The organism is Helicobacter mehlei (assembly GCF_007280785.1).
Lineage (GTDB): Bacteria > Campylobacterota > Campylobacteria > Campylobacterales > Helicobacteraceae > Helicobacter > Helicobacter mehlei.
The window spans coordinates 85,517-98,981 of record NZ_VKGC01000004.1; the positions used below are offsets into that span (position 1 = coordinate 85,517).

Below are 13,465 nucleotides of genomic sequence, written 5' to 3' on the forward strand. Positions count from 1 at the left end.
GCTAGTGCTAAAGTTAAAACCTGCCCCAAAAAAGTCCTCAATCCCCGTCTTATCCTACCCATGATTGACCCCGATAGCTTCTTGAATAGAGCGCAAACCATCTCTTTGGAGTAATTTTACTATATCTTGCTTGATTTGTCTACAGATTAGCGGTCCTTGATAAATAAAAGCACTGAAGATTTGCACAAAATGCGCCCCCATTTTGATCCGTTCATAGGCTTCTTTACCATCGCTAATCCCCCCCACCGCCACCAAAATGGCCCGCCCAAAAAACGCCCTAGCCACCTCTGCAAACACTGCCCTAGCCTTAGCCTCCAAAACACGCCCACTAATCCCCCCAAAGTTTTTAGCTCCGGATAACAAGCTGTAATCTGTGGTGGTGTTGGTGGCGATGATCCCGCGCGCACCCTTGTCTAGGGCAATTTGGCAGATTGCTAAAAGCGTGTCTATGGGCATATCGGGGGCAACTTTTAAAAATAAAGGCTTGTGGGTGTACCCAACTGCCATGCTAAAAAGTTCGCCCACAAAGCTCTCATTTTGCAAATCTCTTAGATTTTTGGTGTTGGGCGAGGAGAGATTAAACACATAGTAATCTCCCACGCCCAAACTGGCTTGCAAGCCTTGTTTGTAATCCTCTAGGGCGTGCTCTAGGGGTGTATTTTTATTTTTGCCTAAATTGATCCCCACAACACTTTTTAAGGGCTTGATGTGCTCCAAACGGGATACAAGGGGTATAATGCCTTGGTTGTTAAAACCCATCGCATTTTGTAAGCTCTCTTGTTTGGCAAAACGGAAAAGTCTAGGTTTGGGGTTGCCAAATTGCCCCTTTGGAGTAACACTGCCCACCTCAATGTTCCCAAAGCCCAACACATCTAAACCTGCTAGCATGCGCGCGTCTTTATCAAAGCCAGCTGCTAGGCCGATGGGGTTAGGCAGTTTTAAATCTAAAAAGCTAGTCTCTAACAACGGGCTTTCAAAACGGCTAAAGAACCAAGGGCATGCTCCCAAAATGCGCAAAGCTTGGGTGGCTAGGGCATGCGCGTGCTCAGCCTCCAAACAAAAAAGCCCCTTTTTAAGTTGACCATAATCAAACATGCTCTTCTACTTCTTGCTCATAAAAGGCTTGGGCGTTAAAGGACTCGCCCACGCTGGGCATTTTACTATAAGACCCATCAGGGTTGAGTTCATAAGCTTTCACATTGTCTTTAAGCTGGATGTGCAAGATTCGCATCAGTTTTTGTTGGATTGCCTTAGAAGTGGCGGGCACGAGCAATTCGACCCGTTTTTCTAGGTTTCTGGGCATCATATCGGCACTGGAAAAATACACCTTGGCGCGATCGTGGGCAAAATAATAGATTCTAGCATGCTCTAAATACTTGCCCACAATAGAGAAAACCCGAATATTTTCGCTCAAACCCTTAATCTGTGGGCGCAAGCAACAAATCCCCCGAATGATGAGATCGATTTTAACCCCCGCACATGAGGCTTCATACAGGCATTTGATAATGGTGGGATCAACAAGCGCATTGGCCTTAAAAATAATGCGCCCTCTTTGTTTGAAGCGCATTTCTTCAGCGATCATCGCCATAATTTTGGGCTTGATCTGCATGGGAGCCATATAAAGGGTTTTAAGCCCAATTTCAGCCGCCACGCCGGTGCTCAAGGAGTGGAAGAGCTTTAAAATATCATAGGCAATTTGTTTGTTGGAGGTGAGTAGGCTTAAATCGGTATAGACTTTTGCTGAGGCGGTGTTGTAATTGCCCGTGCTCAAATGTACATATTCTTTAAGCTGTGCCCCCACTTGGCGCACCACAATGGCTAATTTGGCATGCACCTTGAGTCTAGGTACGCCATAGATCACATGCGCCCCAGCATTTTCTAGGGCTTGTGCCCAGTGCAAATTATTTTCCTCATCAAAGCGGGCTTTGAGCTCGACCAAAACGCTAATTTGTTTGGTGTGGGCAGCCTCTGTTAAGGCTTTGACAATGGGGGATTGCTTGCCCACTCGGTATAAAGTCATGCGGATCGCCACGACATCTTTATCCCTAGAGGCGTTTTCAATAAAATGCACGATGGGATCGAAACTCTCATATGGGTGGAATAAAAAAACATCTTGTTTGTCCAGCAACTCGAAGATTGCTGCGTTGTCTGTGAGCAAATCCATCCCATTCAGCGGGGCTAGGATTTTGGGGTAAAAAGTGGGGGATTTGAGCGCATCATAGCCCCTAAGATTAACTAATTCCCACAAAGAGCCTAAATTAAGCAGTATATCGCTTTTATAAATATCCTTTGTAACCCCAAACATCTTATGCTCAATAAATTCCAGCAAATCGGCATTACCCTCGCTCACTTCCAAACGCACTACATCACCCCGATCCCGCGTGCGCAAACCCTCGCTAATCAGCTCAGCTAGGTCATGCCCCTCATCCTCGATAATCTCCATGTCTGCATCACAAGTTACACGGAAAACCATGCTCTCCAGCACACTGTGTTTTTCAAAAAGTAAAGGAGCAAATTGTTTCACCACTTGTTCCACAGGCACAAAGACACCCTTTTCAACAGGAATAAAGCGTTTTAAAAGGGCGGGGATTTTAATGATCCCATAGGCTTTATGGGCATAATTGAGGTGTTGCAAGCCCAAAATGAGCCCAAAACTCAAATTACTTAAAAAGGGGAAGGGGCGGGCGGGGTCTAAAATGATGGGGACAACAACTGGATAAAGATAATTATCAAAATAGGCACGGAGCTTTTCGGTGTTCTTGGTACTCAACTCTTCGACACTCTGGATCGCCAAATGTTGCTGGGCTAATTTCTCCTTGAGTTGTAAAAACTGCTCTTGCACGATTTTTTGTTCGGCGACTAGATAACTGCGGATGCATTCTAGTTGCTTGCCATGCCCCATTTGCAAACCCTCTTGCACCACGCTATGATCGTAAAGGTGCTTCAAGCCTGCCACACGGATCATGTAAAACTCGTCTAGATTTGTGCCATAGATGGCTAAAAATTTAAGTCGTTCCAATAGGGGCAAACCCCCATCGCAAACCTGATCCAACACCCGTGTGTTAAAACGCAACCATGAGAGTTCGCGGTTAAAATACAAATCTGGTGGTAATTCCATCCATAGCTCTCTATGACAAGGTGGTTTATTTTAACAAAAGATCAGCTAATTTGGCAAATTAGGTCATTCTAGCTAACATGGGAACACACCAACGATAGGAGACTCATGCAAACTTTTAGCACGCTCATGCAAGAGTGGCTTTATGGCGATCAAGGCTATTATAGAACTGCCAAAATTGGGACACAGGGGGATTTTTACACCTCTGTGAATGCGAGTCGTTGTTTTGGCGGAACTTTAGCTTTTTATTTGTTATCTCTCTTAGAACAAGGGGTTTTGGATTTGCCCTTAAGCGTGGTGGAGATTGGCGCAGGGGAGGGATATCTGTTGCAAGATGTGGTGTTATTCTTGCGTGATCTGAGTTGTGGCGTTTTGGAACATACTGCCTTTTTAAGCGTCGAGCCCTTGAACGCATTGGCCACTTTGCAACAACAACGCCTCCAAAAAATCCAAACTAATTTAATCGGTGTGCCCAGCCTAGAGGCGTTAAGACCCCATCTCCGAAAAAGCACATTTGTCTATTGCAATGAGTTATGGGATAGTTTCCCCTGTCAAGTGTGCCAAGACTCCCAAATGCTCTATGTGGATTCTTTCAAGCCCATCTGGAGACCCCTTAGCCAAGAGGTTTTAGATTTTTTGTCCCACACACACCCACCAGAAAAGATCGCCCATTTTAAAGGTTGTGTGCCCCTCACATGGGAGGACTACGTTAAAGATTTGATCCCCAGTTTGCAACAAAGCCAAAAATGGGTGCTGGTGGGTTTTGATTATGGGCAATATGGCGCGCGCGGGGGCGTGGATTTGCGGGCTTACACCCAACACAGGGTGCTAGACTTTGCCGATATTTTAGCAAACCTAGAGGGCTACTACCAACAAGTGGATTTGACCTATGATATTGATTTCCAGCTTTTAGAAACGTTATTCCACAAACAAGGAGCCCACACGCTTTTTTACGGGACACAAAGTGCGGCCCTTATTAAAATGGGACTGACTCGGCTTTTGGAATTATTAGAACAAAACACCCCCTTTACCCTCTATTCCAAAGAAGCCCTCAAAGCTCGATCGCTCATTAGCCCCGAGGGTTTTGGCGAACGCTTTAAGGGATTGATTCTGGGCTCTCATTCAAAATCACCAAAAATTACCAACGATTCAACAGAACTTTACCAATGAGTGTTAAAATGGCGGTTCATTTTTATTAAAGGATTGTTATGAGAAATGTTTTTTTGTCCGCTCTGCTCGCTCTAGGTCTGGTCGCTTGCCACAAAGAGGGAAACACGCCTAAAAACCACCCACACGAGTCGCAAGATAGTACTAAACAACACCAGGGTGCAGGTGAAGATAAACCTGCTGTGCAAGAAAAATCACTCTTGCAAGGTGAAAAATAGGGCATGAGGGAGTTTTTGTGTTTAGCTGGTTTTGCTTTTGTGCTGGTAGGTTGTTGCCATTGCACACCACAGACCAAACAAGACAAACAAGAAGAAAAATCTTTGGCTAATCAAAAAACACTTATCCATGGGAAGCGTTGAAATGGTCGGAGTAGCGGGATTCAAACCCACGACCTCACCCACCCCAAGGGTGCGCGCTAATCAGGCTGCGCCATACTCCGCCAAAAAGGAGTGGCATTCTAACACAAGTAAAATTAACTCTAACTTATAAATACGCATCTGCCTCCTAGCGTTCCCCTTATATCTTGTTACTAAAAACCACAGACAAGCTCCGAGTGGCTATTTTTCACCCAAAAACCCCGATCCATACCCTTTGATTGTGATTCTTGTGCCACAATAGCACACCGGCAACTTTAGAGAGGAGATACAGGTGAAACAACACATTGATTTGAACAGCGACATGGGGGAATGTTTTGGTCCGTGGATTATCGGGGATGGGGTGGATGATGCAATTATGAAGCTCATTAGCAGTTGCAATATCGCGGCCGGCTTTCATGCTAGCGATCCTAGTATCATGCGCCACTCGGTGGCTAATGCCTTAGAAAATGGCGTAGAAATTGGGGTGCATCCGGGGTTTAGGGATTTAGTGGGCTTTGGGAGGCGGCATATTGTGGCTAACCCCACCGAGCTAACCAACGACTGCCTCTACCAGCTAGGGGCGTTGCGTGAGTTTGTGCATTTTCTAGGGGGCAAATTACACCACTTCAAGCCCCATGGGAGTTTGTACATCCACGCCAGCAAGGATCGCGCCTTTTCTGAAGAGCTCATCAGCACTCTGCACAAAATTGACCCCCATTTGCCCCTGTATTGCATGCAGGGCACCATCACCCACCAAGTCGCTCAAGAGCTCAAACAACCCTTTGTGCGCGAGTTTTATGGGGATCGCGATTATGGCGAGGATGGGCAGTTGGTGATGGTGCGCCGCGCGCGCGCCTACACCCCTGAAGAGGTCGCTAATAAGGTCTTGCAAGCCTGCAAGGAGGGCACGGTTCAAACGGTAACCGGTAAGGTCATTGAGGTAGATTTTGACTCGGTGTGTATCCATAGCGACACCCCCGGGGCGCTCTCTTTGATCAGCGCGACTAAAAAACTCTTAGAAGAACATGGCATTGCCATCCAAAAACCCACCATCCACCACCCTTAAGGAGAAATCATGCACGAAGTGATTAGCCCCATCCCCGGGACCTTTTATCGCAAACCCAACCCCGATGCCGCCCCCTTTGTAGAGGTGGGCTCTGAAGTCCATGAAGACACCATTGTCTGCCTAGTGGAGGTGATGAAAACCTTCAATGAGATCAAAGCCGGAGCCAAGGGCAAGATCAAAGAGATTAGGGCAGAAAACGAGCAGTTTGTCAATCCGGGCGATGTGTTGTTTGTCGTGGAGTAACCCATGGCTTACACCCCTCAGAAAATTAAAAAAGTCTTGGTGGCTAACCGGGGCGAGATCGCCGTGCGCATCATCCAAGCCGCCCATGAGCTCAATATGAAAGCCGTGGCGATCTACACCGATGCCGATCAGGGCAATTTGGCTTCTCAACTTGCCGATGAAGCCTACCGCGTGGGCGAGAACCTAGCCCATAAGAGTTATCTCAATATAGACAAGGTGTTAGAGATCGCCAAGCAGGCGCAGGTGGATGCGATTCATCCGGGTTATGGCTTTTTGAGCGAGAACGCCCAATTTGCTAAACGAGTGGAGGAGGCGGGGATCATCTTTGTAGGACCTTCTAGCAGACTTATTGAGACAATGGGCGACAAGGCAAAAGCCCTGCAACAGGCAAAAAAAAGCCAAGTGCCCACCATGCCAAATAGTCCCGTGCTAGAGAATGTGAATCAGGCTCTAGAAGAGGCGCGCGCCATTGGCTATCCTTTGCTCATTAAAGCCATTGCAGGGGGTGGGGGCAAGGGGATTAGGTTGGTGCAAGATGAAGCCCAGCTCATCACCCAATTTGAAATCGCTACCGCTGAAGCGCGCGCGGCTTTTGGCAATGGGGGCGTGTATTTAGAAAAGTATTTGCAAAACGCCAAACACATTGAGGTACAGGTGCTAGGCGATGGGGAGCGCGTGATTCATCTGTACGATCGCGAGTGTTCTTTGCAACGGCGCAGGCAGAAGGTGCTAGAAGAAGCCCCCAGCCCTAGCCTAGATTGCCAAACACGAGAAGCCTTGTGCGCGAGCGCGGCGCGCATGGCTAGCGATGTAGGCTATAAGGGCGCGGGGACTTTGGAGTTTTTATACGACACGCAAAGCAAGGGGTTTTACTTCTTGGAGATGAATACCCGTATCCAAGTCGAGCACGCCATTACAGAGATGGTGACCGGGATTGACATCGTGCGCCAAATGTTGCGCATCGCCGATGGCGAGCCCTTGGCTTACCAACAAGGGGACATTTCTTTGCGCGGGCATTCTATTGAGGTCAGAATCAACGCCGAAGACCCCCAAAATAATTTTTTCCCCAGCCCCGGGGAGATCACCCACTTGCAATGCCCTACGGGTTCTGGCGTGCGCTTGGATAGCATGCTCTTTAGTGGGCGCACGATTCCCCCCTTTTACGACTCGCTAATTGCTAAACTCATCGTCTATGATCAAAACCGCGAGTTTGCTCTTAGCAAGCTCAAACGCGCGCTCAACGAGCTGAAGATCGAGGGAGTCAAGACCACCACCGCGCTTTTTAAAGCCCTTTTAAACGATCCGCATATCCAAAAGGGCGATTACGACATCAATTTTTTAGAAAGCTATAAACTGGGAGGCTGAAGATGGCGTTTAGATATAGTTTTGGTGGCGACACCTTTTTATTTGTGGAGGTGAGCGAGGATGGGATGTCTTTGGAGGCATTTTTCTTAGCCATGGCAATTTGCAACAAGCTAAGGGAGATGAAAATTGAGGGCATTACTGAAATCTGCCCGGCTAACGCGTCCTATATGATCGCTTTCAATCCGGACATTCTGCCCCACACCAAAGCCCTAGAGATTTTAAAATCCTTAGAAAAGGAAATTGTGGGGGCGCGCACAGAAATTCAAACCCGCCTGATAGAAATGCCCGTTTTTTACAATGACCCCTACACCCATGAATGCCAAATGCGTTTCCGCAACAACCACCAATGCCGCGAACCGGGATCCACGCTCGATCCCAATATCACCGACATTGAATACGCCCGCCAAATCAATGGCTATGAGAGTGTAGAGGCTTTTATCAAAGCCCACTCAGAAAGCCCATGGTTTGTGAGCATGATTGGCTTTGTGGCTGGACTGCCATGGCTATACCAACTCGTGGAACGACAAGCCCAAATTGAAGTGCCCAAATACCCGGTGGCGCGCATTGACACCCCGGCACTGACCATCGGGCATGGGGGGTGTTTTGGCTGTGTTTATGCGGTGCGTGGGGGCGGGGGGTATCAGATGATGGGCATCACACCCGCGCCCGTGTGGGACCCCAAGCAGAGACTGCCCTATTTCAAAGAAAGCATGGTGTTTTTAAACCCGGGGGACATCATCAAATTCACCCCCTGCACTAAGGAGCAGTATGATGCCTATGTCAAAGAGGTAGAGGCGGGCACTTTTGATCTCAAGATTCGCCCCACTCTCTTTTCTTTGCAGGAGTGGCAGAGCGATCCTAAGGGTTATAATCAAGAAATCTTAAAGGCACTTGCATGAACTCTTTTAAAGTGATCAAACCGGGCATTGCGACCTATGTAGAGGATTTGGGGCGTTATGGTTACTACCACTTGGGCATCCCCCCCGGGGGCGCGCTCGATCAAGCCTCTTTCATCGCGGCAAATGTCCTAGTAGGTAATGAGCAAAACGCCGCGGCTTTAGAGGTAGCTTTGATGGCACCCGAATTAGAATTTGAAGCAGAAACTTATGTGGCGGTTACGGGCGCACACACCACGCCCCTTATCAATAACCAAGAAATGCCCAGTAATACCGCACTCAAAGTGCCTGCTGGGGGTAAACTTGGCTTTAGTTATTTGAAAAAAGGCGCGCGCGCTTACATCGCCATAGCCGGGGGAGTAGATGTGCCCGTAGTGATGGGCTCGCGCTCTACCTATCCTTTGGGGGGCATTGGGGGCTTTAAGGGGCGCAAATTAGAAGAGGGCGATGTGTTACAAATTGGCAAGCCCACAGGCAAACCCAGTAGCAAGCCTCTAGCAGAAGAGTTTCACTTAAAGCTTGAAGAGGTGGAGTCCTTGCGCGTGATCTTGGGGCTGCAAGATTACAAGCTCACAGAGCAGAGTCTGCATAATTTGTTTCATGATGTCTATGTCGTGTCCACCCAAGCAGATAGACTAGGCTATCGCTTTAAAAATGGGCAGAAATTCACCTATAAAGACCTACCCCAGCCCTTTGGGGCGGGCTCAAATCCTAGCAATATCGCCGATGCGTGTTATCCGGTGGGTTCTATGCAAGCCCCCGGGGGCAATGAACCCATTGTGCTCCAAAGAGATGCGCCCAGTGGGGGCGGGTTTGCGATGTATTGCACGCTGATTAGTTGCGATTTGGATCGACTAGGGCAGTTTGCCCCTAATCAAAAGGTGCGCTTTAAAAAGGTGGAGATGGAGGAGGCGTTGCAGGCGCGCAAAGCCTATCAAGACAAAATTAAGAAGATGATCGCCAGCCTGAGTTAGTAGGGGATCGGCGACAATGTCTGAGTTGTTTTATGGGGCTGTGGGGGTTAAAACACCTTGCACAAATTCTAAAACTTGACTAAGAGGGATTTTTAGTCCGCTTAAGTCATTAGCGGGGGTTACTGGGCTTGAAAAGCTCAAATGTGCCGTGTTGGTGGGTTGCCAGCGTAGCGCGCTAGAGGTGGCATGGCTTGGATAAAAGGCTAAAGTGGGGACATTGAAGGCCGCCCCCAAGTGTAGGGGACCGGTTGATCCGCAAATCAATAGCCTAGCACATGCCAAAGAGTGGGCAAAATCAAGCAAGCCTTGTCTAGATTCATAGACCACCACCGGTTTGGTGATCATTTTGACTAGTTGGTGTGCCAATGCACCCTCTGTAGGTCCTGCGCTTAAAATTAAGTCAATAGTAAAGTGTTCTAAAAGCGTATTAGCTAAGTGGGCATATTGTTCTAGGGTTAAAGTGGGGGCACTCCCACCCGATCCGGCGTGCAAAAAGACCCAAGGTTTGGCGCTAAGACCTAACTCTTGAGCTAGCTTTTCTCTTTGTCTAGTCAAAACATCCGGATTTAGCACCCAAAAGGGGGCTTGTGGTTCTATGGTTAGCACGCCCCGCTGTTTGAGGAAGAAACGGACTAAATCTAAATTGTATTCAAATTCGGGTTTGAGCGAGCGTGATCGCCGTTGGGTGAGGCGGTGGGTGTAGAAAATCTGCACCCATTTAGTCGCCGGGGCTAGGCGGTGGGGGATTTTAGCCCGCCACACCAACAGAGCGTTATAAGCGTTAGAAAAAAAGTTAATGGCATAGTCAAAATGATGGTCTTTGATGCGTGCCAGTAAATCTCGTTTAGCCTGCTTGCTGGCTTGTTTGCCCGGATCAAGGATCACACCATCTAAATAGGGGCAATTTTGCGCGATGGGGGCGGTGTATGCGGGTACAAGGGCGATGAGTTGTAACTTAGGCGCGCTCTTTTTGAGCATAGCAAGAGCGGGGAAAATTAGCATAAAATCGCCCAATTTGTCATTGCGGATCACCAATAATTTTTGCCCCTCAAAGTTCAAAGCTAGCCCCTGGGCTTAAGGGTGTGGCGTTGTAGGGGTGTGTAATTTGTAGCATGAGGGTGTTGTTAGGGTGTAAATAGCGTGCATGCCCCTCTTGCACCCATAAACAAGCCCCATCGGGCAGAGCATCCACCACGCTAGAGGGATTGAGGGCTAAAAACTCGGCCAGTCTCTCTTGCCTGCTCTCGCCCTGATGGTGTTTACCCCCCACAAAGTGGGGGTTGATGTGGTGGGGGAAAAGATCAAGGGCTTTTAGGCTGGGGGGGTAGATGATGGGCATGTCATTAGTGGTGTGGATACTAGGAGTAGCCACATTAGCCCCAGCTGACCAACCCAAGTAGGGCACGCCCTGCCTGACCCTTTGGGCGATCTTGTCTAGTAGATTGTATTTATAGAGATCGTGCAAGAGTTTAAAGCTATTCCCCCCACCCATTAAAAACCCACCGCAAGTATCCACTAGGCTTAAATCTGTATGCACGCTGATAATCTGCACGGGCAAACTTTTAAGGGCCTCTTGTACGCCTTGTGTGTAGGTTGCATAATCCCTTAAAACACTAGCAAAGGGCACAAGGGCGATTGTTTGCCCCTCTAGGCGGTGTTGGCCAATAAAATCTTGCAAGTTATCTAAGGCGTGGGTTAGAAAAGTGCCGGCATAGCATGCACTAGAGAGCAAGAGCAAAGAAGGCATTACAAAAGGTTTTGTTCTAGTTTAGCGATTTGCTCCCAAGTGGTGATGACCGAGTCAGGATTGAGCGAGAGGGAGCTAATGCCCTGTTTGACCAAAAATTCAGCGACCTCAATATAATCGCTGGGGGCTTGCCCGCAAATCCCGCAATACTTGCCATGTTTTTGGCATGCCACAATGGCGCGTTTAAACATTTCCAACATGGCGGGGTTACGCTCATCAAAAACATGGCTAACCAACTGCCCATCGCGATCCACGCCCAAAGTGAGCTGGGTTAGATCATTGGAGCCAATGGAAAAGCCATCAAAGAGGTTTAAAAAGTCATCGGCTAAAATTACATTAACGGGCAATTCACACATGATATAAATATCTAGCCCATTTTTACCCGATTCTAGTCCATTTTTACGCAAAATCTCCAAGACTTTTTTGGCTTCCTCAATGGTGCGCAAGAAGGGGATCATGATTTTCATGTTGGTTAGCCCCATTTGTTCGCGCACCAAACACAGAGCCTCACACTCCCAAGCAAAGGCTTCTTTGTAAAGATCGGAGTAATAACGACTCGCCCCCCTGAAACCGAGCATGGGGTTTTCCTCATGGGGTTCATAAGCACTCCCGGCAAGCATGCGCATGTATTCGTTGGATTTAAAATCGCTGGTGCGCACAATCACGGGTTTAGGATAAAAAGCAGCACTGATCATTCCCATCCCCTCAGCGATCTTTTTAATGAAAAAGTCTTTAGGGCCCTCATAGCCCGCAATCAAGCTTTCAATCTTTTCGCGATCGGGTACGCTTTTATTGTGGTGCATATCCACGAGGGCTAGGGGGTGGGCTTTGATTTGATTAAGCATAATCAATTCCATGCGCGCTAGCCCTACGCCGTGATTGGGCAATTGCGAGAATTTAAAGGCTTTTTCGGGGTTGCCAATGTTAAGATAGATTTTGGTTTTAGGTTCGTTCAAGTGATCTAAAGCAATGCGTTCTACCTCAAAGGCATGCGCCCCACTATAAATATAGCCCTGTTCGCCCTCAGCACAAGAGATCGTAACCTCCATGCCCGTATAGAGCGATTCGGTAGCACCCAGTGCCCCGACAATGGTGGGCACGCCAATTTCGCGCGCCACAATAGCGGCATGGCAAGTGCGCCCACCCCGATTGGTGATAACCGCACTCGCCTTTTTCATAATGGGCTCCCAATCCGGATCGGTGTTGTCAGTTACCAACACCTCGCCCTCTTTAAAAATATTCATGTGATCCAAACTATTGATCACACGTACCTTGCCGATGCCAATTTTGCTCCCAATGGCTTTACCGGTGAGTAAAACCTCCTTGGGTGCTTTATCCTTAAAGCGGTATTTTTCATAGACGCGGTTTTCCATCTGCTGGCTTTGTACGGTTTCTGGGCGGGCTTGCACGATAAAAATCTCCCCGCTATCTCCATCTTTAGCCCATTCAATGTCCATTGGGCGGTATTGCCCAGCCTCTTTGCTATAATGCTCCTCAATGATCACGCCATAGCGTGCCAAACTCAAAATATCCTCATCGCTCAAGGAAAAACGATAATATTCATCAACTGGGGTAACCACGCTCTTGGTGGGGCTCTCACTCCCCCTAGAGGCATAGACAATCTTTTGGGATTTATCCCCTAATTGGCGTTTGATAATGGGTTGTTTGCCCGCCTTAAGCGTGGGTTTGAAGACATAAAACTCATCCGGATTGACTAACCCACCGACTACGCTTTCCCCCAAGCCCCAGTTAGACGTGATAAAGACGGCATCTTGAAACCCGGTTTCGGTATCAATGGAGAACATCACGCCCGCGCTGGCTTTATCAGCACGCACCATCTTTTGCACGCCCACACTCAAGGCAACTTTGAGGTGATCAAAGCCCCTAGAGGCACGGTAGCTAATGGCGCGATCGGTAAAGAGCGAGGATAGACACGCCTTAATATAATGCACCAACTCCGCCTTGCCCTTCACATTCAAATAAGTATCTTGTTGCCCGGCAAAGGAGGCATCTGGCAAGTCTTCAGCGGTAGCCGAACTCCTCACGGCAACATCGGCTTCACGCATATTGTATTCGTCGCTGAGCATTTTGTAGGCTTGCAAGATTTCATCGCGTAAATCTGCCGGAAAGGGAGTGCCAAAAATCAGATCGCGGATTTGCTTGGAGCGCATTTTAAGCACATCTAGCTCGGTGGCATCCACATTTTTTAACAGCTGGATGATCTGCTCTTTAATGCCCCCATGCTCTAACAAATACCAATATGCCTCGCTGGTGATAGCAAAACCATTGGGCACTTTGATCCCACTGGGCACTAATTCTTGGAACATCTCCCCAATGCTGGCATTCTTGCCCCCAACTAGGGCAATATCTCTATTGTTGAGCTCTTGATAAAACTTGATATATCGCATGGCACTCTCTTTTTAATTTGTATGCTCTCATTATAACATGGACATGCTAAGGGAGGGTATTAAGCAAGGAGCAAAGGCGTTTTTTAAATTAAGGCTTTTTGAGTATCATTTGTTAAAACCTTAAAGAG

Annotated in this window: 13 protein-coding genes and 1 tRNA gene; 8 read left to right on the top strand and 6 right to left on the bottom strand. The window is 48.0% G+C overall.

Going from position 1 to position 13,465, the window contains the following annotated elements; translation table 11 throughout:
- Nucleotides 1–54 precede the first annotated feature (54 nt).
- Nucleotides 55–1,095 (bottom strand): dihydroorotate dehydrogenase (quinone), encoded by a 1,041-nt coding sequence (pyrD, locus tag FNE76_RS02775; protein WP_120947877.1) that lies wholly within the window; start codon nucleotides 1,093–1,095, stop codon nucleotides 55–57.
- A complete protein-coding gene (gene ppk1, locus FNE76_RS02780) occupies nucleotides 1,088–3,118 on the bottom strand; it encodes a polyphosphate kinase 1 (protein ID WP_120947876.1) in 2,031 nt (676 codons plus the stop codon). Before ppk1 ends, pyrD begins: the two co-directional genes overlap by 8 nt.
- A gap of 105 nt (nucleotides 3,119–3,223) precedes the next feature.
- On the opposite strand from ppk1, the gene FNE76_RS02785 reads away from it, so the two are divergent.
- The 3 genes from FNE76_RS02785 to FNE76_RS08225 are packed head-to-tail and all read left to right on the top strand — an operon-like array spanning nucleotide 3,224 to nucleotide 4,641.
- Entirely contained in the window at nucleotides 3,224–4,285 is a 1,062-nt protein-coding gene (locus tag FNE76_RS02785; protein ID WP_120947875.1) for an SAM-dependent methyltransferase, read from the top strand.
- Between the two features lie 38 nt (nucleotides 4,286–4,323).
- The gene (locus FNE76_RS08220) at nucleotides 4,324–4,500 is read left to right on the top strand and encodes a hypothetical protein (RefSeq protein ID WP_162983060.1); all 177 of its coding nucleotides are present in this window, start codon (nucleotides 4,324–4,326) and stop codon (nucleotides 4,498–4,500) included.
- Between the two features lie 3 nt (nucleotides 4,501–4,503).
- Nucleotides 4,504–4,641, top strand: a complete 138-nt coding sequence (locus tag FNE76_RS08225; protein WP_162983059.1) for a hypothetical protein — start codon at nucleotides 4,504–4,506, stop codon at nucleotides 4,639–4,641.
- Between the two features lie 2 nt (nucleotides 4,642–4,643).
- Here FNE76_RS08225 and FNE76_RS02790 read toward each other — a convergent pair.
- Nucleotides 4,644–4,721 (bottom strand) — tRNA-Pro (locus FNE76_RS02790).
- Nucleotides 4,722–4,930: 209 nt separating this feature from the next.
- On the opposite strand from FNE76_RS02790, the gene pxpA reads away from it, so the two are divergent.
- Genes pxpA through FNE76_RS02815 form a run of 5 tightly spaced genes read left to right on the top strand, consistent with a single transcriptional unit; the run spans nucleotide 4,931 to nucleotide 9,182 of the window.
- Nucleotides 4,931–5,704, top strand: a complete 774-nt coding sequence (gene pxpA / locus FNE76_RS02795) for a 5-oxoprolinase subunit PxpA (protein WP_143928364.1) — start codon at nucleotides 4,931–4,933, stop codon at nucleotides 5,702–5,704.
- Nucleotides 5,705–5,713: 9 nt separating this feature from the next.
- Nucleotides 5,714–5,947: an acetyl-CoA carboxylase gene (locus tag FNE76_RS02800; protein ID WP_104752513.1), complete on the top strand. Its 234-nt coding sequence runs from the start codon at nucleotides 5,714–5,716 to the stop codon at nucleotides 5,945–5,947.
- Between the two features lie 3 nt (nucleotides 5,948–5,950).
- Nucleotides 5,951–7,312 carry an acetyl-CoA carboxylase biotin carboxylase subunit gene (locus FNE76_RS02805; RefSeq protein ID WP_120947873.1) on the top strand — a complete coding sequence of 454 codons (1,362 nt, stop codon included), beginning with the start codon at nucleotides 5,951–5,953 and terminating at the stop codon, nucleotides 7,310–7,312.
- Nucleotides 7,313–7,314: 2 nt separating this feature from the next.
- Nucleotides 7,315–8,211 carry a 5-oxoprolinase subunit B family protein gene (locus FNE76_RS02810; protein WP_120947872.1) on the top strand — a complete coding sequence of 299 codons (897 nt, stop codon included), beginning with the start codon at nucleotides 7,315–7,317 and terminating at the stop codon, nucleotides 8,209–8,211.
- Nucleotides 8,208–9,182, top strand: a complete 975-nt coding sequence (locus tag FNE76_RS02815) for a 5-oxoprolinase subunit C family protein (RefSeq protein ID WP_120947871.1) — start codon at nucleotides 8,208–8,210, stop codon at nucleotides 9,180–9,182. Before FNE76_RS02810 ends, FNE76_RS02815 begins: the two co-directional genes overlap by 4 nt.
- 30 nt (nucleotides 9,183–9,212) lie before the next feature.
- On the opposite strand, the gene FNE76_RS02820 is transcribed toward FNE76_RS02815, so the two are convergent.
- From FNE76_RS02820 to ppsA, 3 genes are read right to left on the bottom strand one after another with little or no spacing between them, the layout of a single operon-like run.
- A complete protein-coding gene (locus tag FNE76_RS02820) occupies nucleotides 9,213–10,241 on the bottom strand; it encodes a glycosyltransferase family 9 protein (RefSeq protein ID WP_120947870.1) in 1,029 nt (342 codons plus the stop codon).
- Nucleotides 10,231–10,929, bottom strand: coding sequence for a dipeptidase PepE (gene pepE, locus FNE76_RS02825; RefSeq protein WP_120947869.1), 699 nt, complete (start codon nucleotides 10,927–10,929; stop codon nucleotides 10,231–10,233). Before pepE ends, FNE76_RS02820 begins: the two co-directional genes overlap by 11 nt.
- Nucleotides 10,929–13,337 carry a pyruvate, water dikinase gene (gene ppsA / locus FNE76_RS02830; protein ID WP_120947868.1) on the bottom strand — a complete coding sequence of 803 codons (2,409 nt, stop codon included), beginning with the start codon at nucleotides 13,335–13,337 and terminating at the stop codon, nucleotides 10,929–10,931. Before ppsA ends, pepE begins: the two co-directional genes overlap by 1 nt.
- Nucleotides 13,338–13,465 lie beyond the last annotated feature (128 nt).